Genomic DNA, 24,905 nt, shown 5'->3' on the forward strand with positions numbered 1-24,905 from the left:
GTCATTCATGTCACTTGGCCCCGACCGTCGCGTCATCGCGCACCGCGGCCGTCAACAGCGCCTGTTGAGTCTCGTTGAAGCGGCTGTACTCCTGCTGCCACGCGGAGGACTGCATCACCCGCATGACCTGCACCGCCGTGACCTTGTACTCCGGGCAGTTGGTGGCCCAGTCGGAGTTGTCGGTGGTGATCACGTTGGCGCCCGACTCCGGAAAGTGGAAGGTGGTGTAGACCACGCCCGGCTGCATGCGCTCGGACACCGTGGCGCGCAGCACCGTCTCGCCGGCGCGGCTCTGGATGCCGACCCAGTCGTCGTCCCGGATGCCGCGCTCCTGCGCATCGTGCGGATGGATCTCCAGCCGGTCCTCGCTGTGCCACCGGTTGTTGTCGGTGCGCCGCGTCTGCGCGCCGACGTTGTACTGCGACAGGATGCGGCCGGTCGTGAGCAGCAGGGGGAACTTGCGCGTGACCTTCTCGTCCGTCGCCACGTACTGCGTGACGATGAAGCGGCCCTTGCCGCGCACGAAGCTGTCGATGTGCAGGGTGGGCGTGCCCTCGGGCGCGTCCTCGTTGCAGGGCCACTGGATGCTGCCGAGCTCGTCCAGGCGCTTGTAGCTCACGCCGCGGAAGGTCGGCGTCAGCGCGGCGATCTCGTCCATGATCTCCTCGGGACTCCCGTAGTCCATCGGGTAGCCCAGCGCCTGTGCCAGCTTCACCGTCACCTCCCAGTCCGCATAGCCTGCCTTGGGGGGCATGACCTTGCGCACGCGCGAGATGCGGCGCTCGGCATTGGTGAAGGTGCCGTCCTTCTCCAGAAAGGAGGAGCCGGGCAGGAACACGTGGGCGTACTTCGCGGTCTCGTTGAGGAACAGGTCCTGCACCACCACGCATTCCATCGCCATCATGGCGGCCGCCACATGCTGCGTGTTCGGGTCCGACTGCACGATGTCCTCGCCCTCGCAGTACAGGCCCTTGAAGCTGCCGCCGATCGCGGCGTCGAACATGTTGGGGATGCGCAGGCCCGGCTCGGGGTCGATGCGCACGCCCCAGGCCGCCTCGAAAGAGGCGCGCGAAGCGCTGTCCGACACATGCCGGTAGCCCGGCAGCTCGTGCGGGAAGGAGCCCATGTCGCAGGAGCCCTGCACATTGTTCTGGCCGCGCAGCGGATTGACGCCCACGCCCTCGCGCCCCACGTTGCCGGTGGCCATCGCGAGGTTGGCGATGCCCATCACCGTGGTCGAGCCCTGGCTGTGCTCGGTCACGCCCAAGCCGTAGTAGATGGCGCCGTTGCCGGCCGTGGCGTACAGGCGTGCTGCGGCGCGCACCTCCTCGGCCGGCACGCCGGTGGCGGCTTCGGTGGCTTCGGGCGAGTTCTCGGGCTTCGACACAAAGGCACGCCACTCGGCGAAGGAAGCGAGGTCGCAGCGCTCGGCCACGTACTGCTCGGCGATCAGGCCTTCGGTCGCGATCACGTGCGCCAGCGCCGTGACCACCGCCACGTTGGTGCCGGGCCTCAACTGAAGGTGATGCGCGGCCTTCACATGCGGCGACCTCACGATGTCGATGCGCCGCGGGTCGATCACGATCAGCTTCGCGCCTTCGCGCAGCCGCTTCTTCATGCGCGATGCGAACACGGGATGCCCATCGGTCGGGTTGGCGCCGATCACCACGATCACGTCGGCCTTCTCCACCGACTTGAACGTCTGCGTCCCGGCCGATTCGCCCAGCGTCTGCTTGAGGCCGTAGCCGGTGGGCGAGTGGCACACGCGGGCGCAGGTGTCGACGTTGTTGTTGCCGAAGGCCGCGCGCACCAGCTTCTGGACCAGGTAGGTTTCCTCGTTGGTGCAGCGCGAAGAGGTGATGCCGCCGACGGCGTCCCGGCCGTACCGGGACTGCAGGCGCTTGAACTCGCCGGCGGCATGGGCCAGCGCGACCTCCCAGCTGACCTCCTGCCACGGGTCGGTGATCTTCTTGCGGATCATCGGCTTGAGCATGCGGTCCTGGTGCGTCGCATAGCCCCAGGCGAAGCGGCCTTTGACGCAGGAATGGCCGTCGTTGGCCTTGCCGTCCTTCCACGGCACCATGCGCACCACCTCGTTGCCCTTCATCTCGGCCTTGAAGGCGCAGCCCACGCCGCAGTAGGCGCAGGTGGTAATGACGCTGTGCTCGGGCTGGCCGAGCCAGATCACCGACTTTTCCTGCAGCGTGGCCGTCGGGCAGGCCTCGACGCAGGCGCCGCAGCTGACGCATTCGGACTCCATGAACGGCGCGTCCTGCCCCGGCGAGACGCGCGACTCGAAGCCGCGGCCGCTGATCGTCAATGCGAAAGTGCCCTGCGTCTCTTCGCAGGCGCGCACGCAGCGGTTGCAGACGATGCACTTCGACGGGTCGTAGCTGAAGTACGGATTCGAGTCGTCCTTCTTGCTGTCCAGGTGGTTGGCGCCGTCGAAGCCGTAGCGCACGTTGCGCAGGCCCGTGACGCCTGCCATGTCCTGCAGCTCGCAGTTGCCGTTGGCCGAGCAGGTGAGGCAGTCCAGCGGATGGTCGGAGATGTAGAGCTCCATCACGCCCTTGCGCAGCTCCTGCAGCTTCGGCGTCTGGGTGCGCACCTTCATGCCCGCTTCGGCCGGCGTGGTGCAGGAGGCCGGGAAGCCCCGGCGGCCTTCGATCTCGACCAGGCATAGCCGGCAGGAGCCGAAGGGCTCCAGGCTGTCGGTCGCGCAGAGCTTGGGCACCTGGATGCCGGCATCCACGGCCGCACGCATCAGCGAAGTGCCGGCCGGGACGGTGACTTCGTTGCCGTCGATCTCGAGCGTGACTTCACGCTCGGACTCGCGCTTCGGCGTGCCCCAGTCGGTTTCTTTCAGATGGTCCAGCATGTCTTTTTTCCTGTTGGGCGTCATTTCAGGCGGCTTCGCGGTCGGGCGTGACGATGCCGAAGTCTTCTGGGAAATGATCGAGTGCCGACAGCACCGGGAAGGGCGTCATGCCGCCCATCGCGCACAGCGAGCCGTGGACCATGGTGTTGCACAGGTCGCGCAGCAGGATCACCTGCTGCGGCCGGTTCTGGTCTGCCCGGATCTTGTCGATCACCTCGACGCCGCGGGTCGAGCCGATGCGGCAGGGCGTGCACTTGCCGCAGGACTCGATGGCGCAGAACTCCATGGCGTAGCGCGCGAGCTTCGACAGATCGGCCGTGTCGTCGTGAACCACGATGCCGCCATGCCCCACGGTGCCGCCCACGGCGGCGTAGGCCTCGTAGTCCAGCGGCAGGTCCCATTGCGATTCGGGCAGGTAGGCACCGAGCGGCCCGCCCACCTGCACGGCCTTGATCGGCCGGCCCGAGGCGGAACCGCCGCCGTAGTCGTAGAGCAGCTCGCGCAGCGTGACGCCGAAGGCCTTCTCGACCAGCCCGCCGTGCTTGATGTTGCCGGCCAGTTGCATCGGCAGCGTGCCGCGCGAGCGCCCGACGCCGAAGTCGCGGTAGAACTCGGCCCCGCGCGCCAGGATCAGCGGCACGCTGGCCAGCGTGATCACGTTGTTGATCAGCGTCGGCTGGCCGAACAGGCCTTCGATGGCCGGCAGCGGCGGCTTGGCACGCACGATGCCGCGCCTGCCTTCCAGGCTTTCGAGCAAGGCCGTCTCCTCGCCGCAGACGTAGGAGCCGGCGCCCTTGCGCACCTCGAGCCTGAAGGCATGGCCCGAGCCGAGGATGTCGTTGCCGAGGAAGCCGGCCACCTCGGCCCGCGCAACGGCGGCGTTCAGCGCGGCGATGGCGTGGGGGTACTCCGAGCGCACGTACACATAGCCCTGCGTGGCGCCGGTGGCGATGCCCGCGATCGTCATGCCCTCGATCAGCATGAAGGGATCGCCCTCCATGGTCATGCGGTCGGAGAAGGTGCCCGAGTCGCCTTCGTCGGCATTGCAGACGATGTACTTCTGCACCGCCGCCGTGGCGAGCACGGTCTTCCATTTGATGCCGGCCGGGAAGGCCGCGCCGCCGCGGCCGCGCAGGCCCGAATCCAGCACCTGCTGCACGATGTCCGCGGGCGCCATCGCGAGTGCGCGCCGCAGGCCGGCGTAGCCTTCGTGCGCCTCGTAGTCGGCGAGCGACAGCGGATCGGTGATGCCCATCCGCGCGAAGGTGAGCCGTTCCTGCTTTTTCAGATAGGGGATCTCGTCGGTCGGGCCGAGGTGCAAGGCGTGCGCGGCGCCGGCGAGGAAGTCCGCATCGAACAAGTCGGACACGTCGGCGACCGTGACGGGGCCGTAGGCGATCCGGCCCGCAGGCGTGCCCACTTCGACCAGGGGCTCGAGCCAGAACAGGCCGCGCGAACCGTTGCGCACGATTTGCACATCGAGGCCGCGCCGCGCTGCCTCCTCGGCGATCCGGCGGGCCACGCGGTCGGCGCCCACGGCCAAGGCCGCGGAGTCGCGCGGCACGTACACGGTCAGCCTGCTCATCGCTTCGCCTCCTGCAGGCCTTGGGTCTCGTGGATCAGCGCGTCGAAGGTGTCGGGCGTCATGCGCGCATGTGGCTCGTCGTCGATCGCCATGGCGGGCGAAGACGCGCACAGCCCCAGGCAGAACGCGGGCTCGAGGGTGAAGGCGCCGTCCTTCGTGGTGCCGTGCGCGGCGCAGCCCAGGCGCTGCTGTGCATGCGCCAGCAGATCGTCGGCGCCCATCGCCTGGCAGGCCTCGGCGCGGCAGATCCGGATCACGTGGCGCCCTCCGGGCTCGCTGCGGAAGTGGTGGTAGTAGGTGATGACGCCATGGACTTCGGCGCGCGACAGGTTCAGGGCGCCGGCGATCTCCTGCACAGCGTCCGGCGGAATATGGCCGAGCGTGTCCTGCAGCTCGTGCAGGATGGGCAGCAGCGCGCCGGGCTCGTCCATGCGGCGGGCCAGCACGGCGCGCACGGCGGCAGTGGTGGCGAGTGTGTTTTCCATGGCGTTCATCGTGGATGCACCGGGAGGTGCCTGGCCAGTGTCGGGAATGCCGCGAGCCCGGTCCAATTTATTCGGGGAATGAGGCGATTCGCGCAGGCAATCGAAGTCGAAGGTGCCTCGGGCGCCATCCGTGGCTGCGGGGTGTTCCGGTGTCGTTCGAGGATTCATGACAAGGGGCAATGTCGATGAATCGGCCCGCCCGACCCTTGACCCCGGTCAATTTCCAGGACACAGGCCTGTCGCCCCGTGCTCGCAACGCGCCACAGGCCCACCTTTCCGGGAATGCGACGCCGGCACCCTCGTGGTATTGCGTGTGCGGCGCGCTAGTGCGGCGTGTCGAGCGGCACGATCTGCGCGATCAGCGCCGCGCCGTCGCTCACCAGAAAGTCCTTGAAGGCCTGCGCCACCGGCGGCAGGCGCTTGGTGCGCAGGTGCACCACGTACCAGTTCAGCATCAGCGGAAAGCCCTGCACGTCGAGCACGCACAGGCTGCCGGCGCGCAGCTCCTGGCTGATGGTGTGGGCCGACAGGAAGCTCACGCCCATGCCGGCGATCACGGCCTGCTTGATGGTCTCGGTGCTGCGGATCTCCATTGCGATGTTGAGACCGCGCAGGTCACCGCCGAAGCCCTCCTCCATCGAGTGCCAGGTGTCGGAGCCCTTCTCGCGCACGACGAAGCGCTCGCGCATCAGGGTGGCCAGCGGGATGCTCTTTGCGCCGACCAGCGGATGGTGCGGCGCCGCGACGATCACATACGGATGCGGTGCGAAAGCCTGGTGCACCGTGTCCATGCCGGCTGGCGGCCGCACCATGATCGCCAGGTCGGTGAGGTTCTCGGCGATGTGCGTCAGAAGGCCCGCGCGGTTGTGGACGGTGAAGTTCAGCGTCACCCCGCGATGGCGGCCGGCGAACTCCACCAGCAGGCGCGGAAAGAAATAGTCGCCCGCGCTGATCACGCCCACGTTGAGCCGGCCGCCCGAGATGCCCTGGAACTGCGTCATCGCATGCTCGGCCGTCTCGAACTGCTGGATGATGGCGCGGCTGATCCCGAGCAGCTCGGTGCCGGCCGGCGTCAGGTAGATCTTCTTGCCGAACTGCTCGAACAGCACGTTGCCGGCATGCTCCTCGAGCTTGCGGATCTGGGTCGAGACGGCCGGCTGCGTGAGGTGGAGCTCCTCTGCCGCGCGCGAAAAGCTCAGGAGCCGCGCGACCGCCTCGAAGACCTTCAACTGGCGCAGGGTCGCGTTCTTCATCCGGGAAATGTAAGCGTGCCGGCGCGCGTCAATGTGGCGGAACGATGCGTGCTTGCTGGAGAAAACATCGGCACACTCATCGAATCGCATTTGCGAACCCAGTTGCAGCCCATGCTGTCTTGGCGACCGGGACGCCGGCTTTCAACGCGGGATGCGTGCGACGTGCAGCAGGTTGGTGGTTCCGGATTGCCCGAAGGGCAGGCCCGCGACGACCACCACGTGATCGCCCGGGTTCGCGAAGCCTTCGGTGCGCGCGGCGCGACACGCTCGCACGATCATCTCCGCGACATCGTGGACGTCGTCGACCAGCACCGCATGCACGCCCCACACCATCGCCATGCGGCGTGCGCTGACGATGTCCGGCGTGAGGCTCAGGATCGGCACCGCGGGCCGCTCGCGGGCCGCGCGCAGGCTGGTGAAGCCCGAGGAGGTGTAGGTCACGGTGGCGGCCGGCGCGAGCAGCGCCGCCACATCGCGCAGCGAGGCGCAAACGGCGTCGGCCGTGGTCGCCTGCGCAGCGGCATGCGTGGCGTCGATGCCGCTGCGGTACGACGGGTCCGCCTCCACGCGGGCAATGATGCGGTCCATCATCGCGACCGCTTCCAGCGGGTATCGGCCCGAGGCGGATTCGGCGGACAGCATCACCGCGTCCACGCCGTCGTAGACCGCCGTGGCAACGTCGGAGACCTCGGCACGCGTGGGCACCGGCGCGGCGATCATCGATTCGAGCATCTGCGTCGCCACCACCACCGGCTTGCCCGCCTGGCGGCAGGCACGCACGATGCGGCGCTGCAGCTGCGGCACCTGCTCGGGCGGCAGCTCCACGCCGAGGTCGCCGCGGGCGACCATGATGCCGTCGGACAGCGCGACGATGCCCTCCAGGTGCTCGATCGCCGCCGGCTTCTCGAGCTTGGCCATGATCCAGGCGCGGCCGCCGATGAGGGCGCGCGCCTCCTCGATGTCCTCGGGCCGCTGCACGAAGGACAGCGCCACCCAGTCCACGCCCAGCGCGAGGCCGAAGTCGAGGTCGTCGCGGTCCTTGGGCGTCAGCGGCGAGAGGGGCAGCAGCACGCTCGGTACGTTGACGCCCTTGCGGTCGGAGATCGGCCCGCCGACGAGCACGGTGGTCTCGGCGAAGTCGGCGCCATGGCGCTCCACGCGCAGCCTGAGCTTGCCGTCGTCGAGCAGCAGCTCGGTGCCGTCCTGCAGCGCGGCAAAGATCTCCGGGTGCGGCAGCGGTGCGCGGCGCACATCGCCCGGCGTGCGGTCCATGTCGAGGCGCAAGCGTGCACCGGCCTCGAGCTGAACGCGACCGCCATCGAAGGTGCCGAGGCGCAGCTTGGGGCCCTGGAGGTCCAGCAACACGCCGATCGCGCGGCCGGACTCCTGCTCCAGCGCACGGATGATTTCCAGCCGCCGCGCATGGTCGGATTGCGTGCCGTGGCTGAAGTTGAGCCGGAACACATCCACGCCGCGCTCGAACAGGGCGCGAATGGCGGCCTCGTCCGAGCTGGCCGGGCCGAGCGTGGCGACGATGCGGGCGCGGCGGGTGCGTCTCATGGCAATCGCTTCAGGCCATCTCGTGCAGACGCACCCGGCCGCGCTGGTCTTCCATCGTGCGGGCCAGCAGCTTGACCAGCGAGTAGACGGTGTCGATGTGCGGTGTCGGGGTCTCGGTGAGCCGGGCCAGCTCGACCACGGCGCCGACCAGCGCATCGATCTCGGGCGCGCGCCCGGCCTCCACGTCCTGCAGCATCGAGGTCTTGTGCTTGCCCACCTTCTCGGCACCGGCGATGCGCTTGTCCAGCGACACGCGGAACTCGATGCCGAGCTTGTGCGCGACCGCCTGCGCTTCGCGCATCATCGCGGCGGCGAGCTCGCGCGAGGGCGGGTACTGGCAGATGTCGACCAGCGTGGAATGCGACAGGCTGCTGATGGGATTGAAGGTGAGATTGCCCCACAGCTTGAGCCAGATCTCGGCACGGATGTTGTCGAGCACGGGCGCCTTGAAGCCCGCCTCGCCGAAGCAGGCCGAGACGCGCTGCACGCGATCGCTCGAGCTGCCGTCCAGTTCGCCGACGGGGAAACGGTCGCCTTCGATGTGCTTGACCACGCCCGGCGCCACCAGCTCCGAGGCGGGGTAGACCACGCAGCCGATGACCCGCTCCGCCGGGATTCTGGCGGCGACCACGCCGTGCGGGTCGACGCTCTTCACCGTGCTCCCTTCGAGCGGTCCGCCGTGTTTGTGGAAGTACCAGTACGGGATGCCGTTCTGCATCGTCACCACCACGGTCTCGGGCCCGAAGAGCTTGGGCACCTCGTTCGCCACGGCCTCGACCTGGTGCGCCTTCATCGCCAGGACGACGATGTCCTGCGGGCCGGCCTGGTCGTAGCGGTCGGTGGCCTTGACGTTGCGCGCCACCTGCTCCTCGCCCTCGGCGGAGATGAGCCGGATGCCGTTCGTCGCGATGGCATCGAGGTTCGCTCCCCGCACGATGAAGCTCACGTCCTCGCCGGCCAGTGCGAGCTTCGCTCCGACCAGGCCGCCGATCGCGCCGGCGCCTATCACTGCTATCTTCATGTCGATCCTTGGAAGTGTTGAATCTCTCCGATGCGCTGGCCGAAGCGGTTGCTCAGCCTGCCGATGCCGTTGATCTCGACCTCGACCAGGCTGCCGGGCTTCATCGAGCCGACGCCGACCGAGGTACCGCACAGGATCACGTCGCCGGGATGCAGCGTCATGTCGGCGGAGATCAGGCTGACCAGCTGCGGCACAGAAAAGCGCATGTCGCTGATGGGATAGTGCTGGCGCGCCGCGCCATCGAGCAGCGTGGTCACGGTGAGCGTCGCGGGGTCGAGCCCGGTGGCCACCACCGGGCCCATGGGGCAGAAGGTGTCGAAGCCCTTGGCGCGCGCCCATTGGGCGAAGGAGGCGTCGCGGTTGAGGATGTCCGCCACGGTCACGTCGTTGGCGCAGGTGTAGCCGAACACGTGATCGAGCGCCTGGTCCTCGGGCACCGCGGTGCAGGTCTTGCCGATGACGATGCCGAGCTCGCCCTCGAACACCACCTTGCCTTCGCACAGCGGCTTGCGGATGGGCTCGCCGGCGGCGAGGAAGGAGTTGGGCGCCTTCAGCAGGTACAGCGGCTCGGCCGGCACCGGCAGCTGGAGCTTCTCGCCGAGCGCGTGGAAGTTGTTCCACAGCGCGATGACCTTGGTGGGCTGGGTAGGCGTGAGCGGCTTGAGCTCGTTCAGCGCGAACACGCTGCCGGTCGGCTCGGGCGCGGCGAACATGTCGCCGCGGTGCTCGCGCACATGCTTGCCGTCCAGCGTGCCGAAGCCCGGCTTGCCGGCGCGTTCGAAGCGGATCCATCGTTGCGATTGCTGCATGTTTTCAGTCGAAAGGGAGGTAGTCGGGAATGACCAGCGATGCGAGCAGCTTTCCGATGTCCGCGGGATTGCGGGTGACGTGGATGCCGCATTCCTTCATCACCGCCAGCTTGGCCTCCGCCGTGCCCCGGCCGCCGGAGACGATGGCGCCCGCATGGCCCATGCGCTTGCCCGGCGGCGCGCTGGCGCCGGCGATGAAGCCGACCACCGGCTTGCGCATGTGCTCCTTGATCCAGCGCGCACAGCGCTCCTCGGCGTCGCCGCCGATCTCGCCGACCATGACCACGGCGTCGGTGTGCGGGTCGTCGTTGAAGAGCTTCAGCACGTCGATGTGGGCGAGCCCGCCGACCGGGTCGCCGCCGATGCCGACCACCGTCGACTGGCCGATGCCGAAGGCCGCGAGCTGGCTGGCGGCCTCGTAGGTCAGCGTACCGGAGCGCGAGACCACGCCGATGCGGCCGCGCTGGTGGATGTGGCCGGGCATGATGCCGATCTTGATCTCGTCGGGCGTGATCAGGCCCGGGCAGTTGGGGCCCAGCAGCAAGGTCTTGCGGCCCTGCATGCGGTGGCGAGTGCGGATCATGTCGCGCACCGGGATGCCCTCGGTGATGCAGATCACCAGGTCGAGCCCCGCATCGACCGCCTCGTCGATGGCCGCGGCCGCGAAGGGTGGCGGCACGTAGATCACCGAGACGGTCGCGCCGGTGCGCTCCTTCGCCTCCCGGACGGTGCCGTAGACCGGGATGCCGTCCAGCGATTCGCCGGCCTTGTGGGGGTTCACGCCCGCGACGAAGCATTTGCGGCCGTTGCCGTACTCGCGGCACATCGCGGTGTGCAAGCGCGCGGTCTTGCCGGTGATGCCCTGCGTGATCACGCGGGTGCTGCGGCTGACGAGGATCGACATCTCAACGGCTCCTTGCGGCAGCGACGACCAGCTCGGCCGCGTCCGCCATGTCGTGTGCGCTCACGATCGGCAGGCCCGATTGCGCGAGCAGGGCCCGGCCTTCCTTCTCGCGCGTGCCCTTCATGCGCACCACCATCGGCACCTTGAGCCCGACCTCGCGCGCGGCGGCGATGACGCCCTGCGCGATCAGGTCGCACTTCATGATGCCGCCGAAGATGTTGACCAGGATCGCCGCCAGGCGCGGGCTGCGCAGCATCAGCTTGAAGGCCTCGGTCACCTTCTCGGCCGTCGCGCCGCCGCCCACGTCGAGGAAGTTGGCGGGCGATCCGCCGTAGAGCCGGATCACGTCCATGGTCGCCATCGCCAGGCCGGCGCCGTTGACGAGGCAGCCGATGTTGCCGTCCAGCGGGATGTAGGCCAGCTCGAACTTCGAGGCCTCGACCTCGGCCGGGTCCTCTTCGTCGAGGTCGCGCAACGCAGCGAGTTCCGGATGGCGGAAGAGCGCGTTCGCATCGAAATCGAACTTGGCGTCCAGCGCGAGCACGCGTCCGTCGCCGGTCAGCACCAGCGGATTGATCTCGGCCAGCGAGGCATCGCAGTCGTCGAAGGCGCGGTAGAGGCTCTGCATCACGGCGCGCGCCTGCGGAATCGCTTTTTCCGGAAGTCCGATGCCGCGGGCGACTGCATCGGCCTGCGCGGAGCGCAGGCCCGCACCGGGGTCGATGCAGAGCTTGTGGATCTTGTCCGGCGAGCGGGCGGCCACCGTCTCGATGTCCACGCCACCTTCGCTCGAGGCCATCAGGGCGACGCGCTGCGCCTCGCGGTCGACCACGAGGCCCAGGTAGAACTCCCGGCCGATGTCGACGGCCTCTTCGACCAGCAGCCGCTTCACCACGCGCCCCTCGGGGCCGGTCTGATGCGTGCGCAGGCGCATGCCGAGCAGGTGCCTGGCGTGCTGGCGGACCTGCGCAAGTGAGCGTGCGATCTTCACGCCGCCGCCCTGGCCGCGCCCGCCGGCATGGATCTGCGCCTTGAGGACCCAGGCCTCGCCGCCCAACTGCATGGCCGCATCGGCCGCCTCGTCGCAGGATCGGCAGACGAATCCACGGGGCGTCGCCACGCCGTACTTGCGCAGCATCTCCTTGCCCTGGTATTCGTGGATATTCATGGCGGCGCGCAGTCGAGCGGGTGTCGGACGAATTTCAAATGCCGAGTTCGCTGCCGCCGGCCTGCGCCCAGTCGAAATGCCTGGACCCGGCCGCGCCGCAACGCTGGATGTATTGCGCCTTCTTCTGCTGGATGAGCTCGGCCAGGAATGCCGCGTCGTAGGCCTTCAGCAGATGCGGCTGGCAGGTCTCCAGGTAGTGGCAAATGCGCTCGGCCGGATGCTGGCTCGCGCCCATCAGCGCCTCGTAGGTGCTGCAATCCCAATGCCACCGAAAGCCCAATTCGTAAAACGCCGCGTTGTAGGCATTGCGCTCCACTTCGTCGTTCCTGTATTGAATTGGCAAATCATTGATCATGACCTTCTCCTTCAAATTGAATGCCGCGGTCGGGTGAATTGAATTCGCTCGGCATGGGCAAAATGTAGAAGGGCTGATCGATAAATAACAGTGAAACTATTTTATTGAAAGCATTCGCCAAGAGTTATGGATGGGGCGCGTGGGTGTGCGGCTCGCGCGCCCTTCCGGGCGGCCGGGCGCGCCTCAGATCACGCCTTCTGCCCTCAGCATCGCCAGGTCGTCCGTGCCGTAGCCCAGTTGCCGCAGCACTTCCTCGGTGTGCTCGCCGAGCAGCGGCGAGCGGGTCACCTCGGTCGGGCTGTCCGACAGCTTGATGGGATTGCCCACCGTCAGGTACTTGCCCCGCACCGGGTGGTCCACCTCGACGATGGTGCCGCTCTCGCGCAGCGATTCGTCCGCGGCGATCTCCTTCATCGAGAGGATCGGCCCGCAGGGAATGTCGTAGCGGTTGAGGATGTCCATGGCCTCGAACTTGGTCTTGGTCATCGTCCACTGCTCGATGCGCGCGAAGATGGGCTTGAGGTGCAGGAGGCGCGCGGCCGGCGTGGCGTAGGCCTCGTCCTCGATCCAGCCCTCTTCGCCGATCACCTTGCACACCGCCGGCCACACGGCCCCCTGCGTGATGAAGTAGATGTAGGCGTTGGGATCGGTCTCCCAGCCCTTGCAGCGCAGGATCGAGCCCGGCTGGCCGCCGCCCGAGGCGTTGCCGGCACGCGGCACCGCATCGCCGAACTTGCCGTCCGGATACTGCGGGTATTCGTGCAGCGTGCCGGTGCGCTCCAGCCGCTGCTGGTCGCGCATTTTCACGCGGCAGAGGTTGAGCACGGCGTCCTGCATCGGCGCCAGCACCTTCTGGCCGCGCCCGGTGCTGTTGCGCTGGTAGAGCGCTGCCATGATGCCGAGCGCCAGGTGCAGGCCGGTGCCGCTGTCGCCGATCTGCGCGCCGGTCACCACCGGCGGGCCGTCCTCGAAGCCGGTCGTCGATGCCGCGCCGCCGGCGCACTGGGCGACGTTCTCGTAGACCTTGCAGTCGGCGTACTTGCCCGGCCCGAAGCCCTTGACCGACGCCACGATCATGCGCGGGTTGAGGTCCTGGATGTGGCTCCAGGTGATGCCCATGCGGTCGAGCGCGCCGGGCGCGAAGTTCTCGACCAGCACGTCGCAGGTCTTGATCAGCGTGTCCAGCACCTGCTTGCCCTTGGGCTTCTTGGTGTCCAGCGTGATCGAGCGCTTGTTGTGGTTCAGCATCGTGAAGTAGAGGCTGTCCACGCCGGGGATGTCGCGCAGCTGGCCGCGCGTCGCGTCGCCCTCGCCGGCGCGCTCGACCTTGATCACGTCGGCGCCGAACCAGGCCAGCAGCTGGGTGCAGGTGGGGCCGGACTGCACATGGGTGAAATCCAGGATGCGGACGCCTTCGAGGGCCTTGCTCATCGTGTGTCTCCTTTGAGTTGGGCCTCGGCCTCGGCCAGCCGGGCGCGCAGCTTGCGATCTTCGGCGAAGCGGGCGCTTTCGTCGCGCACGATCGCGACAATGCCCGTGACCTTCCGATCCTCGGAGAACAGCATCGAAACGGTGAAGGCGATCGACAGCGTGTGCCCGTCCTTGTGCAGCGCAGGCACGCGCAGCAGGTCGGCGCCGTACTTGGTGATGCCGGTGGCCATGGTGGTGCGATAGCCGTCCCAGTGCCGCCCGCGCTGGCGCTCGGGAATGATCAGGTCCAGCGAGCGGCCCAGGGCCTCGGCTTCGGTGAAGCCGAAGATGCGCTCTGCGGCCGCGTTCCAGAACACGATCGCGCCCTCGGCGTCGCACACCAGGATGGCATCGCCGGCACCCTCGACGAGTTGCTTGAAATCAATGTTCGATGGCACGGCGCCGCTCCCTTTCCGCCTTCAGATGGCTTTCGCCTCGCGCAGGCTCGCGATCTGCTCCTTCGAGTATCCCAGCTCGGCCAGCACCTCCTCGCTGTGCTCGCCCAGGAGCGGCGAAGGGGTGATCTCGGGCTTCAGGTCGGAGAACTTGATGGGGCTGCCGACGGTGAAATAGTTGCCGCGCTCCTTGTGGCCCTTCACCTCGACGATCGAGCCGCTCTTGCGCAGCGACTCGTCGTGCAGCAGTTCCTTCATCGTCAGGACCGGCGAGCACGGGATGTCGAACTTGCGCAGGATGTCCACCGCCTCGAACTTGGTCTTGTCGGCCAGCCAGTCCTCGATGGTGGCGAAGATCTGGGTGATGTGCGGCTGACGCGCCTTGGCGGTCATGTAGTCGGGATCGGTCTTCCATTCGGGCTTGCCGATGGCATCGCAGATCGGCGCCCAGGCGTGGCCCTGCACGGTGAAGTAGATGTACGCGTTGGGGTCGGTCTCCCAGCCCTTGCACTTGAGCACCCAGCCCGGCTGGCCGCCGCCGCCGGCGTTGCCGCCGCGCGGCACCACGTCGCTGAAGGTGCCGTGCGGGTACTGCGGATACTCTTCCAGGTAGCCGAGCCTGTCCAGGCGCAGCTGGTCGCGCATCTTCACGCGGCAGAGGTTCAGCACCGCATCCTGCATCGCGCAGGCGACGCGCTGCCCCTTGCCCGTCTGCTGGCGGCCGATGATGGCCGTGAGGATGCCGATCGCCAGGTGCATGCCGGTGTTGCTGTCGCCCAGGGCGGCGGCGCTCACGGTCGGCGGGCCGTCCCAGAAGCCGGTGGTGGAGGCGGCGCCGCCGGCGCACTGCGCGACGTTCTCGTACACCTTGAGGTCGTCGTAGTGATGGCCGTCGCTGAAGCCCTTGACCGACGCGACGATCATCTTGGGGTTCAGCTCCTGGATGCGCTCCCAGGTGAAGCCCATGCGGTCGAGCGCGCCCGGGCCGAAGTTCTCGACCAGCACGTCGGATTCGCGGATCAGCTTCTCCAGCACGACCTTGCCCTCGGGCTGCTTGGTGTCCAGCGTCAGCGAACGCTTGTTGCTGTTGAGCATGGTGAAGTACAGCGCATCGACATCCGGAATGTCGCGCAGCTGCGTGCGCGTCACGTCGCCGGAACCCGGGCGCTCGACCTTGATCACGTCGGCCCCGAACCAGGCCAGCATCTGCGTACACGCGGGACCGGCCTGGACGTGGGTGAAGTCGATGATCTTGATGCCGTTGAGTGGTTTGTTGCTGCTGCTGCTCATGTGATAGCTCCTGGTTTGCCTGGGATTACTTCTTTTTCGCCGTGCTCGGATTGAGGCTGGTGATGCGGCCGCTTTCGGTGCCGGCGGTCTCGTCGATGACGGCGTTGATCAGGGTCGGACGGCCGGAGGCGACGGCTTCGGCCAGGGCCTTCTGCAGCTCGTCGGCGGTGGTGGCGTGCACGCCGACGCCGCCGAAAGCTTCCATCAGCTTGTCGTAGCGCGCGTTCTTGACGAACACGGTCGGCGCCACGTCGGCGCTGCCGCTGGGGTTCACGTCGGTGCCGCGGTAGACGCCGTTGTTGTTGAAGACGACGACGCAGATCGGCAGGTTGTAGCGGCAGATGGTCTCGACCTCCATGCCGCTGAAGCCGAAGGCGCTGTCGCCTTCGATGGCGATCACCGGCTTGCCGGTGACCACGGCCGCGGCGACGGCGAAGCCCATGCCGATGCCCATGATTCCCCAGGTGCCGACGTCGAGGCGCTTGCGCGGCTCGTACATGTCGACGATGCTGCGCGCGAAGTCGAGGGTGTTGGCGCCCTCGTTGACGACGATCGCATCGGGCCGTGCCTTCACCTGGTCGCGGATCACGCTGAGCGCGCTCTGGAAGCTCATCGGCGAAGGCCTCGCGGCCAGCGTGGCGGCCATCTTCGACAGGTTCTTGTCCTTGCGCTCGGCGATGGCGCCGGTCCATTCGGCCGGCGGCCTGGCCCATTGGCCGTCGATGCCGGCGAGCAGCGCCGCCACGCAGGAGCCGATGTCGCCGATCACCGGCGCGGCGATGGCGACGTTGCTGTCGATCTCGGTCGGCGCGATGTCGATCTGGATGAACTGCTTGGCGCCCTTGTCCTGGCCCCAGGTCTTGCCCTTGCCGTGCGAGAGCAGCCAGTTGAGGCGCGCGCCGACCAGCAGCACGACATCGGCCTCCTGCAGCACGTAGGAACGTGCCGCGGCGGCCGACTGTGCATGGGTGTCGGGCAGGAGGCCCTTGGCCATCGACATCGGCAGGTAGGGGATGCCGGTCTTCTCGACCAGCGCGCGGATGTCGGCGTCGGCCTGCGCATAGGCGGCGCCCTTGCCCAGCAGGATCAGCGGCTTCTTCGCGCCCTTGAGCAGTTCGAGCGCACGCGCCACCGCGTCCGCGGCCGGGATCTGGCGCGGCGCCGGGTCCACCACCTTGATCAGCGACTTCTTGCCGGCCGCGGCATCCAGGGTCTGCGCGAACAGCTTGGCCGGCAGGTCCAGGTACACGCCGCCCGGGCGGCCCGAGAGCGCCGAGCGGATCGCCCGCGCGATGCCTACGCCGATGTCCTCGGCATGCAGCACGCGGAAGGCGGCCTTGCACAGCGGCTTGGCAATGGCGAGCTGGTCCATCTCCTCGTAGTCGCCCTGCTGGAGGTCGACGATCTCGCGCTCGCTGGAACCGCTGATGAGGATCATCGGGAAGCAGTTGGTGGTGGCGTTGGCCAGTGCCGTGAGGCCGTTGAGGAAGCCGGGCGCCGACACGGTGAGGCAGATGCCGGGCTTCTGCGTCAGGAAGCCTGCGGCGGCGGCGGCGTTGCCGGCGTGCTGCTCGTGTCGGAACGAGATCACTCGCATGCCCTCGGCCTGCGCCATGCGCGTGAGGTCGGTGATCGGGATGCCGGGCAGCGCGAAAAGGGTGTCGATGTCGTTGAGCTTCAGCGCATCGATGACCAGGTGGAAGCCGTCGGTAAGCTTGGGTTCCTCCGCGGCGTCGTCGAGCGGGACGCTGTGAAGTGCGCGTGCGGCCGCGTCGCCGGCGCTTGCGCCTGGCTGCCTGGCTGTGATGACTGAAGACATGTCTCTCCTTGTGATCGTGTGGAATGGCCGGTGGCCGTGCCCAGACTATGATTTGGACCCCGGCCGCCCGCCGTTGACCTGGGTCAACTTTCCGGAAAACGACACCCCCGCGAAGACCCTGTGTCGTTGCGAAACGAAGGCAAGACGCGAACGCATGACCACGTTGGAACACCACCCGGAGAAGAACATCATTCGTGCGCAGCTCCGGCAGAACATCCTGCTGAAGGACCTGAGCGAATCCGACCGCGCGGAGCTGGAGGCGCATCTCGCCATCGTGGACGGCAACAAGGGCGACTTCCTGCTGCACCAGGGCGTGCGGGAGATGGAGCAGTACTTCATCCTCGACGGCATCCTCAAGCGGGTGGTGAGCAACCCGGAAGGCAAGGAGATGATCTTGCGCTTCGCCGACGAGTTCGACATGGAGACCAGCTATGCCGCCCTGCGGCTGGGCACGCCGACGCCCTACGGCATCGTGTGCGTGACCAAGGCGCGGGTGGCCAGCCTGCCGCTGAAGGAATGGATTGCCTTCCTGGCCCGTCGCCCGCAAGCCAAGGAGCTGTTCGAGTTCAGCGTGATGCGCGGGATGAGCGAGATCATGGCGCACACCATCACGCTGCACCTGCTGGACGCGCCGGGCCGGGTGCATCGCTTCATGCGCAAGCACCCGGAGCTGGTGGACCGGATTCCGAGCAAGGAGCTGGCGTCGTACCTCAATCTCTCGGCGGAGACCCTGAGCCGCCTGAAGAAGCGCGGGAAGATCTGACTCAGGTCTGCTTCGCCGAAGCGAAGCGCCGCGAGCTGGTCATCAGCCTCAGTTCATTGGCGACAGCCGAGACGCCGGGCACCGCGGCGGCCACGCTCTCCGCCTGCTCGCGCTCGTCGGCATCGAGCACGATGCCGCGCAGCCTCACCTCGCCCTGCTTCGCAAGGATCGTGATGCTGGTGTCGCGTGTGTCCGCATGCTCCTTGAGCGCGGCGCGCACGCGCGCCTCCAGCGCCATGTTGGCCAGCAGCGCGCGCGAATCGGGGGTCTCCGCAAATTCGGGCCGCTGCGTCATCAGCCGGATCTGCTCCGCGCAGCTGTCGACCGACACGCGATCGGTGTTGAGCACCAGGTCGTAGAGCACCGGATCGCCCCAGGTCACGCCGAACTGCTCGTGCATGCGCGCGGCGTGCGCGTGGTCGCTGCGGCGGATCTCGGCCTCGGCGAACTCGGCGTCGTCGGTGTCCAGGTGGGTCATCAGCCAATCGATGCGCTTCTTCAACGAACGGGTGATGCGCACGCACACCACGTGCGGCACCGGGCGCAGCAGGCAGGTGGCGCCCCAGCCGCGCAGCACCACGTCGCCGCCGTCGGCCAGCGAAAACACCTCTTCCGCCGTGTAGAGCGCGACGCTGCGCTTGTCGGTGGTGAGGCGCTCCACCAGACCGGCCTTGCCGTCGCGCAGCCGGCCGATCAGGCTCGTCGACACCTGCGCGCGGTCGGCCACACGCTCGATGGCTTCGTGGCGCATCACGGCCAGGCCGAGCACGTCGGCGACTCGGAGCGACACGTCTTTGGCGAGGGACCCCATCTCCTGGGTCATGGCAATCACGGGCATGTGCTTGGCTCCTTCGATCTGTCAGTCCACTGGCCGCTCGGCAGCGAACTCGTCAGCTTTTTTTGGCTTGATCATCGCCAGCACCTTGGAGATCAGCGGCCAGAACAGCATGGTCAGTGCCAGCGTGGTGATGCTGCCCACCAGCGGGTTCGACCACATGATCCCGACGTCGCCCTGCGACACCAGCATGGCTTGGCGGAACGAGTCCTCGGCCTTGTCGCCGAGCACCAGGGCCAGCACCAGCGGCGCCAGCGGGAAGTCGAGCTTCTTGAAGACGTAGCCCACCACGCCGAAGCCGAGCATGAACCAGATGTCGAGCATCGCGTTGTGCACGGTGTAGGCACCGATGGCGCAGATCACGATGATCACCGGCGCGATGATCGAGAAGGGAATACGCAGGATCGAGGCGAACAGCGGCACCGTGCTCAGCACCACGATCAGGCCGACGACGTTGCCCAGGTACATGCTGGCGATCAGGCCCCACACGAAGTCCTTCTGCTCGACGAAGAGCAGCGGCCCGGGCTGCAGGCCCCAGATGAGCAGGCCGCCCAGCAGCACGGCCGCCGTCGGCGAGCCCGGGATGCCCAGGGCCAGCATCGGCAGCAGCGCGCTGGTGCCGGCGGCATGCGCCGCCGTCTCGGGCGCGACCACGCCCTCCATTTCGCCGGTGCCGAACTTGGGGCCCTTCTTCGACATCTTCTTGGCCAGGCCATAGCTCATGAAGGAGGCGGGCGTGGCGCCGCCGGGCGTGATGCCCATCCAGATGCCGATCAGCGAGCTGCGCAGCGAGGTGACCCAGTACTGCGGCAGCTGCTTCCAGGTCTGCAACACGATCTTGGGATCGATCTTGGCGCTCTTGCCGGAGAACTTCAGGCCCTCCTCCATCGACAGCAGGATCTCGCCGATGCCGAACAGGCCGATCACGGCGATGAGGAAGTCGAAGCCGCGCATCAGCTCGGGCTGGCCGAAGGTCAGGCGCAGCTGGCCCGTGACGGTGTCCATGCCGACGCTGGCGAGTGCGAAGCCCAGCGCCATCGACGCCAGGATCTTGAAGGGCGAGCCCTTGCCCATGCCGACGAAGCTGCAGAAGGTCAGCAGGTACACCGCGAAGAACTCGGGCGAGCCGAACTTGAGCGCGAACTTGGCCACCAGCGGCGCCAGGAAGGTGATCATCACCACCGCCAGGAAGGCACCGACGAAGGAGGAGGTGAAGGCAGTGGTGAGCGCGGCGCCGGCCTTGCCCTGCTGGGCCATCGGGTAGCCGTCGAAGGTGGTGGCCACGGACCAGGGCTCGCCCGGTATGTTGAAGAGCACGGAGGTGATCGCCCCGCCGAACAGCGCGCCCCAGTAGATGCAGGACAGCATGATGATCGCCGAGGTCGGCGACATCGTGAAGGTGAGCGGCAGCAGGATCGCCACGCCGTTGGCGCCGCCCAGTCCGGGCAGCACGCCGATCAGCACACCCAGGATGATCCCGACGAACATCAGGACGATGTTCATGGGTGTCAGGATCACGGCGAAGCCCTGCAGCAGGGCGCTGATTTCATCCATTTCGGGTTCGCTCCGTGAAGTTCAGTAACCGAGGAAGCGAAGCGGATCGAGCGAGCCCTTGAAGAGCGGCACCTTGAACCAGACTTCGAACATGAGAAAGAAGAGCGCGTTGACGGCGAACGCGATGGCCGCGCTCTTCACCCAGGAGTACTTGCCGAGCACCACCATGAAGAGCGCGATGTAGACGGCCGAGGCGACGTACAGGCCCAGGAAGGTGACGGCCAGCACGTAGACGACGGCCGGCACCAGCACGGACAGCACGCGCTTGAGTTGCTCCGAATCGACGAAGACCTCGGTGTTCCGGCTCTTGCCGAGCAAGGCCTGGTAGAGGATGCCGGCGCCGGAGACGACGATGATCACGCCAATGTAGAAGGGAAAGTAGCCGGCGCCGGGACCATCGGTGGTCCAGCCCGCGCCCAGCTTGCGGCTCTCGAAGACCACGGCCAGGCCGATGATCAGCAGCAGGGCCGCCGCCACCGCCTCGACGATGTTGGTGCGCACGCCGGTGCGCACCGCGCTGTCGGAATTCTCGTTGTGCTCCATGGAGCCCCCATCGTGTGTGTCGAGAAAGATCGGAGGCGGGCTTCCCGCTCTCCGGCCGGCCGCGCGAGCGCGCGGCGCTCTGCCGCTGCTGCCTGGCTACTTGGCGCTGGCGGCGAGGAAGCCCGCCTCGGTCATCAGCGTGCGGTGCGTGACCTCGGCGCTGGCAAGCCACTTGGAGAAGGCGTCGCCGGTCATGAAGGTCGGGTTGAAGGCGCCCTTCTCCATGTACTCCTTCCAGTCGGGCGTCTCGGCCACCTTGGTCAGCAGGTTCACGTAGAAGGCGAGCTGGTCGGGCGTCACGCCGGCGGGCATGAAGATGCCGCGCAGCATGGTGTACTTGGTCGGCACACCGGCTTCCTTGCAGGTCGGGATGTCGTTCCACGACTGCGTGTCGGTGACCTTGGCCTTGAAGGGCATGCGCTCGTCGTCGAACACGCACAGCGCGCGCAGCTTGCCGGCGCGCCACTGGGCGACCGCCTCGATCGGGTTGTTGACGGTGGAGTTCACGTGGCCGCCCACCAGCTGCACCGCCACCTCGCCGCCGCCCTTGAAGGGCACGTAGATGAACTTGGTGCCGGTGGCCTTCTCCAGCGCGACGGTGATGATCTGGTCTTCCTGCTTGGAGCCGGTGCCGGCCATCTTGAACTTGCTCGGGCCCGCAGCCTTGACGGCGGCAATGTACTCGCCGGCACTCTTGTAAGGCTGCTCGGCGTTGGTCCACAGCACGAACTGGTCGAGCGCCAGCATGGCGACCGGCGTCATGTCCTTGTAGTTGAAAGGCACGCCGGTGGCCATGGGCGTGGTGAACAGGTTCGACAGCGAGATGATGATCTTGTGCGGATCGCCCTTGGCCTCTTTCACCGCGAGAAAGCCTTCGGCGCCGGCGCCGCCCGACTTGTTGACGACGATCAGCGGCTCCTTCATCAGCTTGTACTTGATGATGATGCCCTGCAGCAGGCGCGCCATCTGGTCGGCCCCGCCGCCGGTGCCGGCGGGGATCACGAACTCCACCGGTTTGGTCGGCTCCCAGGCCAGTGCGGGCGTGGTGCCGGCCAGGGCCAGCAGGGCGGCGGCCAGGGCTTGAGTGCCGCGGGTCCGGGCGCGCGTAAAGATGCTTTCGATCATGTTGTCTCCTGTTGAATCTGCGCTCTTCTTGCTTGGCATCGCAGTCGAAATCCCAGTGCGGCAATGCTGCGCGCGCGCCGCGAAAGGCGGCTTGACCATGGTCAACTTTTCTGAGATTGCGTATCCGGGTTAGCCCGCGATGGGCGCGCGAGAAGGCTTGCGTTTCCCTGCGGGGGCGGGGTCTCGGGTAAACCCTATAAGATCGCCCCATCCCACCCGCAATCCAGGAGTTCCCGCATGTCAGCCCTCGACCGCTCGTCAGGCTCGCGCGCATCCGGCGGCTTGATCGGCACGTTGAAGGCCTTGGCCGACGAAGCCGGCGTGCTGCTCGACGCCTTGTTCAGCCCCGGCAGGATCATCGAAGAAGTCGAAGAGATGCGCGCGCTGCACCAGCGCGCGAATGGCCTCGAGGCCACCGACCCGCAGCGTGCGGCGGTGCTGCGCTGGCACGCCTCGCGCGTCGGGCTGCGCTGAGGCTGGCCAATTCCTAATCGGCGGGCTGGTGCTCGAAGGGCTGGCCGTTCCAGCCGAGCAGTTCCGCCAGCCGCCGGACGATCCAGCGGGCTTCGGCCGCGGAGACGCCGGCCTCGGGCGTGCTCAGGCCGTCATGGATGCGCGTGAGGATCTCGGCTTCCGACGGCACCTCGACATGGTTCAGCACCTGCGCGTGCGAGACGAGGTGGTTGGCGAGGTCCTCGCACACCTCGTAGCGCTCCCGCACGGTGGCGATGGGTTCGGCGAGCCGCTGCCGCGCATCGGTGTAGATCGCGAAGAAGGAAGGCGGGATGTGGATCTGGTAGTCGTCGGACATGCGCTGGTGCCCCCAAGAAAAACGCGCCCGTAGGCGCGTCGTTCGTGTGAAGGAAGAAGCCGGTCGGGCTTCAGCCGCCCTTCTTGGCCCGCTTGCCCGGGTTCTTCTTGCTGCGGGTCGCGGTGCCGCGCTCCAGGCTCACCTTCTGGCCGCCGCCCATCTTGGGCAGGGTGTAGCCGGACATCGGAACGGGCGGGGGGGTGGCCTTGCGGTCGGCCTCGGTGCGGATCTTCTGGGTCATGGAAGGCTCGGTGAAAAAAGAGGAAAGGGCGACATTAGGCCACATCGAGCAGCCGGACCTTGACGGACCGGCCCTTGACGCGACCGGTCGAAAGCTTGTGCAGGGCCTCGCTCGCGATACGCCGGTCGACCGCCACATAGGTCGAGAACTCGTTGATGCTGATCTTGCCGACCTGCTCCCGAGTGAAGCCGGCCTCGCCGGTGAGCGCGCCCAGCACGTCGCCGGCGCGGATCTTGTCCTTGCGCCCGCCCGTGATCTGCAGCGTGGCCATGGGCGGCTGCAGCGGGCCTTCGGCATCGCTGGCGGCCGAGGCCAGCTCGGCCAGCGGATGCCATTCGCATTCGCGGCCCTGCAACTGCTCGATCTTGCCGACGCGGCCCATCTCGTCGAGGCTGGCGAGACTCAGCGCCAGGCCTTCGGCGCCGGCGCGGCCGGTGCGGCCGATCCGGTGGACATGGACCTCGGGGTCGGGCGTGACGTCGACGTTGATCACGGCTTCGAGCTGTGCGATGTCCAGTCCCCGCGCGGCCACGTCGGTGGCGACCAGGACCGAGCAGCTGCGATTGGCGAACTGCACCAGCACCTGGTCGCGCTCACGCTGCTCGAGCTCGCCGAACAGGGCGAGTGCGCTGAAGCCCTGGGCCTGCAGCACCTGCGCCAGGTCGCGGCACTGCTGCTTGGTGTTGCAGAAGGCGAGCGTGCTCTGCGGACGGAAACTGTTCAGCAGCAGGCCGACGGCGTGCAGGCGCTCGCTGTCCTGCACCTCGTACCAGCGCTGGCGGATCTGGCCTTCCTCATGCTGCGCCGCCACGGCGATCTGCTGCGGGTTCTTCATGAACTGCGCGGCGAGCTTGGCGATGCCCTCGGGATAGGTGGCGGAGAAGAGGAGGGTCTGGCGCTCCTTCGGGCACTGGCGCACGACGGTCGCGATGTCGTCGAGGAAACCCATGTCCAGCATGCGGTCGGCCTCGTCGAGCACCAGCGTGGAGAGGGCGTCGAGCTGCAGACTGCCGCGCTCCAGGTGATCGAGCACGCGGCCCGGCGTGCCGACCACGATGTGGGCACCGTGCCCCAGGCTGGACAGCTGCCCGCGCAGCGCGACGCCGCCGCACAAGGTGACCACCTTGATGTTCTCCTCGGCGCGGGCGAGGCGGCGGACTTCGGCCGTCACCTGGTCGGCCAGTTCGCGCGTCGGGCACAGCACCAGGGCCTGGACGTCGAAGCGGCGCGCATCGAGCCTCGTCAGCAGGGGGAGTGCGAAAGCCGCCGTCTTGCCGCTGCCGGTCTTGGCTTGGGCGATGAGGTCCGTGCCGGCCAGGGCCACGGGCAGGCTGGCCGCCTGGATCGGCGTCATCTGCAGGTAGCCGAGCTGCTGCAGGTTCGCCAGCACGGGTGGCGAAAGCGGCAGCGTCGAGAAGTCGACGGCGGGACCGGTCACTGCAGCGCTGCTCAGCGGCGCGGGCCGTTGTTGTTGCCCCCGGTCGGCGGTGGGCCGCGGCGCTCCAGGTGGCGGAAGGTGATGCGGCCCTTGGTCAGGTCGTAGGGCGAGAGCTCCAGCGACACCTTGTCGCCGGCCAGGATGCGGATGTGGTGCTTGCGCATCTTGCCACCGCTGTAGGCGATCAGCTGATGACCGTTGTCAAGGGTCACGCGGTAGCGGGAGTCGGGCAGCACTTCGGTGACTGCACCGTTCATTTCGATCAGTTCTTCCTTGGGCATGAGGACCTCTGAATGTTGCGTGGATGATTCGAATCGGGCGCCTGCGCAAGGCGACACCGCCTTGCGCCGAAAACAGTGAGAAGGGCGCGGGCCCGCCGGATATGGCGCCCACCGGAGCGGACAGCGCGCTCTATTCGCTTCAATGGAGTACGAAGGCAGTGGCGGCATTCATGGGCACCCGGCCTGGCGCACCAACACACTGCGTGAGCCGGCCGAAAGAGAGCCTGAGGAACCCAGGTCGGCCGGGGAGTGACGAAGTGCTTCGTCGACTATCGAAGCGAACCCCGCATTCTAACCGGACTGGCACGACTGTTGCTCGACC

Annotated in this window: 24 protein-coding genes; 2 read left to right on the forward strand and 22 right to left on the reverse strand. The window is 67.5% G+C overall.

Annotated features, from left to right (window positions below; genetic code table 11):
* Positions 1-10: 10 nt before the first annotated feature.
* The 14 genes from fdhF to oxc form a co-directional block, all read right to left on the reverse strand.
* On the reverse strand, positions 11-2,878 hold the full coding sequence (gene fdhF / locus AC3A6Y_RS02060) for a formate dehydrogenase subunit alpha (RefSeq protein ID WP_487866568.1): 2,868 nt from the start codon (positions 2,876-2,878) through the stop codon (positions 11-13).
* A 25-nt stretch (positions 2,879-2,903) separates the two neighbouring features.
* Positions 2,904-4,463, reverse strand: a complete 1,560-nt coding sequence (locus tag AC3A6Y_RS02065) for a formate dehydrogenase beta subunit (protein ID WP_487866569.1) — start codon at positions 4,461-4,463, stop codon at positions 2,904-2,906.
* Entirely contained in the window at positions 4,460-4,957 is a 498-nt protein-coding gene (locus AC3A6Y_RS02070) for a formate dehydrogenase subunit gamma (RefSeq protein WP_487866570.1), read from the reverse strand. The genes AC3A6Y_RS02065 and AC3A6Y_RS02070 overlap by 4 nt, the downstream gene beginning before the upstream one ends.
* Before the next feature lie 314 nt (positions 4,958-5,271).
* On the reverse strand, positions 5,272-6,201 hold the full coding sequence (locus tag AC3A6Y_RS02075) for a LysR family transcriptional regulator (RefSeq protein ID WP_487866571.1): 930 nt from the start codon (positions 6,199-6,201) through the stop codon (positions 5,272-5,274).
* Positions 6,202-6,342: 141 nt separating this feature from the next.
* Entirely contained in the window at positions 6,343-7,761 is a 1,419-nt protein-coding gene (gene pyk / locus AC3A6Y_RS02080) for a pyruvate kinase (RefSeq protein WP_487866572.1), read from the reverse strand.
* A 10-nt stretch (positions 7,762-7,771) separates the two neighbouring features.
* Positions 7,772-8,782, reverse strand: coding sequence for a 2-dehydropantoate 2-reductase (locus AC3A6Y_RS02085; protein WP_487866573.1), 1,011 nt, complete (start codon positions 8,780-8,782; stop codon positions 7,772-7,774).
* Complete coding sequence (locus tag AC3A6Y_RS02090; RefSeq protein WP_487866574.1) at positions 8,779-9,591, reverse strand: fumarylacetoacetate hydrolase family protein; 813 nt, start codon at positions 9,589-9,591, stop codon at positions 8,779-8,781. The genes AC3A6Y_RS02085 and AC3A6Y_RS02090 overlap by 4 nt, the downstream gene beginning before the upstream one ends.
* Positions 9,592-9,595: 4 nt before the next feature.
* The gene (gene sucD, locus AC3A6Y_RS02095) at positions 9,596-10,495 is read right to left on the reverse strand and encodes a succinate--CoA ligase subunit alpha (protein WP_487866575.1); all 900 of its coding nucleotides are present in this window, start codon (positions 10,493-10,495) and stop codon (positions 9,596-9,598) included.
* A gap of 1 nt (position 10,496) precedes the next feature.
* Positions 10,497-11,663 (reverse strand): ADP-forming succinate--CoA ligase subunit beta, encoded by a 1,167-nt coding sequence (sucC, locus tag AC3A6Y_RS02100; RefSeq protein WP_487866576.1) that lies wholly within the window; start codon positions 11,661-11,663, stop codon positions 10,497-10,499.
* Positions 11,664-11,697: 34 nt separating this feature from the next.
* Positions 11,698-12,033: an HAD family hydrolase gene (locus AC3A6Y_RS02105; protein WP_487866577.1), complete on the reverse strand. Its 336-nt coding sequence runs from the start codon at positions 12,031-12,033 to the stop codon at positions 11,698-11,700.
* A 168-nt stretch (positions 12,034-12,201) separates the two neighbouring features.
* Positions 12,202-13,449 carry a formyl-CoA transferase gene (gene frc / locus AC3A6Y_RS02110; protein WP_487866578.1) on the reverse strand — a complete coding sequence of 416 codons (1,248 nt, stop codon included), beginning with the start codon at positions 13,447-13,449 and terminating at the stop codon, positions 12,202-12,204.
* Entirely contained in the window at positions 13,446-13,886 is a 441-nt protein-coding gene (locus AC3A6Y_RS02115) for a PAS domain-containing protein (RefSeq protein ID WP_487866579.1), read from the reverse strand. Before AC3A6Y_RS02115 ends, frc (AC3A6Y_RS02110) begins: the two co-directional genes overlap by 4 nt.
* A gap of 21 nt (positions 13,887-13,907) precedes the next feature.
* Complete coding sequence (frc, locus tag AC3A6Y_RS02120) at positions 13,908-15,173, reverse strand: formyl-CoA transferase (RefSeq protein WP_487866580.1); 1,266 nt, start codon at positions 15,171-15,173, stop codon at positions 13,908-13,910.
* A gap of 25 nt (positions 15,174-15,198) precedes the next feature.
* Positions 15,199-16,992: an oxalyl-CoA decarboxylase gene (gene oxc / locus AC3A6Y_RS02125; protein WP_487866581.1), complete on the reverse strand. Its 1,794-nt coding sequence runs from the start codon at positions 16,990-16,992 to the stop codon at positions 15,199-15,201.
* Between the two features lie 154 nt (positions 16,993-17,146).
* Here oxc and AC3A6Y_RS02130 point away from each other — a divergent pair, with 154 nt between their 5' ends.
* On the forward strand, positions 17,147-17,755 hold the full coding sequence (locus tag AC3A6Y_RS02130; RefSeq protein WP_487866582.1) for a Crp/Fnr family transcriptional regulator: 609 nt from the start codon (positions 17,147-17,149) through the stop codon (positions 17,753-17,755).
* Position 17,756: 1 nt separating this feature from the next.
* Here AC3A6Y_RS02130 and AC3A6Y_RS02135 read toward each other — a convergent pair whose 3' ends face one another.
* From AC3A6Y_RS02135 to AC3A6Y_RS02150, 4 genes are all read right to left on the reverse strand, one after another.
* Positions 17,757-18,593: a cytidylate kinase family protein gene (locus AC3A6Y_RS02135; protein ID WP_487866583.1), complete on the reverse strand. Its 837-nt coding sequence runs from the start codon at positions 18,591-18,593 to the stop codon at positions 17,757-17,759.
* Positions 18,594-18,614: 21 nt separating this feature from the next.
* Positions 18,615-20,144 carry a tripartite tricarboxylate transporter permease gene (locus AC3A6Y_RS02140; protein WP_487866584.1) on the reverse strand — a complete coding sequence of 510 codons (1,530 nt, stop codon included), beginning with the start codon at positions 20,142-20,144 and terminating at the stop codon, positions 18,615-18,617.
* Between the two features lie 21 nt (positions 20,145-20,165).
* Entirely contained in the window at positions 20,166-20,687 is a 522-nt protein-coding gene (locus AC3A6Y_RS02145; protein ID WP_487866585.1) for a tripartite tricarboxylate transporter TctB family protein, read from the reverse strand.
* A gap of 96 nt (positions 20,688-20,783) precedes the next feature.
* Positions 20,784-21,812: a Bug family tripartite tricarboxylate transporter substrate binding protein gene (locus tag AC3A6Y_RS02150; RefSeq protein ID WP_487844146.1), complete on the reverse strand. Its 1,029-nt coding sequence runs from the start codon at positions 21,810-21,812 to the stop codon at positions 20,784-20,786.
* Between the two features lie 237 nt (positions 21,813-22,049).
* On the opposite strand from AC3A6Y_RS02150, the gene AC3A6Y_RS02155 reads away from it, so the two are divergent.
* Complete coding sequence (locus AC3A6Y_RS02155) at positions 22,050-22,286, forward strand: hypothetical protein (protein WP_309959580.1); 237 nt, start codon at positions 22,050-22,052, stop codon at positions 22,284-22,286.
* 13 nt (positions 22,287-22,299) lie between these two features.
* On the opposite strand, the gene AC3A6Y_RS02160 is transcribed toward AC3A6Y_RS02155, so the two are convergent.
* From AC3A6Y_RS02160 to infA, 4 genes are all read right to left on the reverse strand, one after another.
* Entirely contained in the window at positions 22,300-22,623 is a 324-nt protein-coding gene (locus AC3A6Y_RS02160; RefSeq protein WP_487866586.1) for a hypothetical protein, read from the reverse strand.
* Positions 22,624-22,693: 70 nt separating this feature from the next.
* Entirely contained in the window at positions 22,694-22,864 is a 171-nt protein-coding gene (locus AC3A6Y_RS02165) for a hypothetical protein (RefSeq protein WP_487844143.1), read from the reverse strand.
* A 34-nt stretch (positions 22,865-22,898) separates the two neighbouring features.
* On the reverse strand, positions 22,899-24,302 hold the full coding sequence (dbpA, locus tag AC3A6Y_RS02170; RefSeq protein ID WP_487866587.1) for an ATP-dependent RNA helicase DbpA: 1,404 nt from the start codon (positions 24,300-24,302) through the stop codon (positions 22,899-22,901).
* Between the two features lie 11 nt (positions 24,303-24,313).
* A complete protein-coding gene (gene infA / locus AC3A6Y_RS02175; RefSeq protein WP_086920445.1) occupies positions 24,314-24,583 on the reverse strand; it encodes a translation initiation factor IF-1 in 270 nt (89 codons plus the stop codon).
* Between the last annotated feature and the right edge of the window lie 322 nt (positions 24,584-24,905).

It is taken from the genome of Variovorax sp. Soil_C_17, assembly GCF_057657265.1.

Bases quoted from the DNA above. Each gene is read 5' to 3' on its own strand.
- AC3A6Y_RS02160 (WP_487866586.1), bottom strand. From the start codon at position 22,623: ATGTCCGACGACTACCAGATCCACATCCCGCCTTCCTTCTTCGCGATC.
- AC3A6Y_RS02090 (WP_487866574.1), bottom strand. From the start codon at position 9,591: ATGCAGCAATCGCAACGATGGATCCGCTTCGAACGCGCCGGCAAGCCG.
- AC3A6Y_RS02140 (WP_487866584.1), bottom strand. From the start codon at position 20,144: ATGGATGAAATCAGCGCCCTGCTGCAGGGCTTCGCCGTGATCCTGACA.
- AC3A6Y_RS02165 (WP_487844143.1), bottom strand. From the start codon at position 22,864: ATGACCCAGAAGATCCGCACCGAGGCCGACCGCAAGGCCACCCCCCCG.
- AC3A6Y_RS02075 (WP_487866571.1), bottom strand. From the start codon at position 6,201: ATGAAGAACGCGACCCTGCGCCAGTTGAAGGTCTTCGAGGCGGTCGCG.
- pyk (WP_487866572.1), bottom strand. From the start codon at position 7,761: ATGAGACGCACCCGCCGCGCCCGCATCGTCGCCACGCTCGGCCCGGCC.
- AC3A6Y_RS02070 (WP_487866570.1), bottom strand. From the start codon at position 4,957: ATGAACGCCATGGAAAACACACTCGCCACCACTGCCGCCGTGCGCGCC.
- AC3A6Y_RS02155 (WP_309959580.1), top strand. From the start codon at position 22,050: ATGTCAGCCCTCGACCGCTCGTCAGGCTCGCGCGCATCCGGCGGCTTG.
- infA (WP_086920445.1), bottom strand. From the start codon at position 24,583: ATGCCCAAGGAAGAACTGATCGAAATGAACGGTGCAGTCACCGAAGTG.
- fdhF (WP_487866568.1), bottom strand. From the start codon at position 2,878: ATGCTGGACCATCTGAAAGAAACCGACTGGGGCACGCCGAAGCGCGAG.
- AC3A6Y_RS02130 (WP_487866582.1), top strand. From the start codon at position 17,147: ATGACCACGTTGGAACACCACCCGGAGAAGAACATCATTCGTGCGCAG.
- AC3A6Y_RS02135 (WP_487866583.1), bottom strand. From the start codon at position 18,593: ATGCCCGTGATTGCCATGACCCAGGAGATGGGGTCCCTCGCCAAAGAC.
- frc (WP_487866580.1), bottom strand. From the start codon at position 15,173: ATGAGCAGCAGCAGCAACAAACCACTCAACGGCATCAAGATCATCGAC.
- frc (WP_487866578.1), bottom strand. From the start codon at position 13,449: ATGAGCAAGGCCCTCGAAGGCGTCCGCATCCTGGATTTCACCCATGTG.
- sucC (WP_487866576.1), bottom strand. From the start codon at position 11,663: ATGAATATCCACGAATACCAGGGCAAGGAGATGCTGCGCAAGTACGGC.
- AC3A6Y_RS02145 (WP_487866585.1), bottom strand. From the start codon at position 20,687: ATGGAGCACAACGAGAATTCCGACAGCGCGGTGCGCACCGGCGTGCGC.
- sucD (WP_487866575.1), bottom strand. From the start codon at position 10,495: ATGTCGATCCTCGTCAGCCGCAGCACCCGCGTGATCACGCAGGGCATC.
- AC3A6Y_RS02085 (WP_487866573.1), bottom strand. From the start codon at position 8,782: ATGAAGATAGCAGTGATAGGCGCCGGCGCGATCGGCGGCCTGGTCGGA.
- AC3A6Y_RS02150 (WP_487844146.1), bottom strand. From the start codon at position 21,812: ATGATCGAAAGCATCTTTACGCGCGCCCGGACCCGCGGCACTCAAGCC.
- AC3A6Y_RS02065 (WP_487866569.1), bottom strand. From the start codon at position 4,463: ATGAGCAGGCTGACCGTGTACGTGCCGCGCGACTCCGCGGCCTTGGCC.
- oxc (WP_487866581.1), bottom strand. From the start codon at position 16,992: ATGTCTTCAGTCATCACAGCCAGGCAGCCAGGCGCAAGCGCCGGCGAC.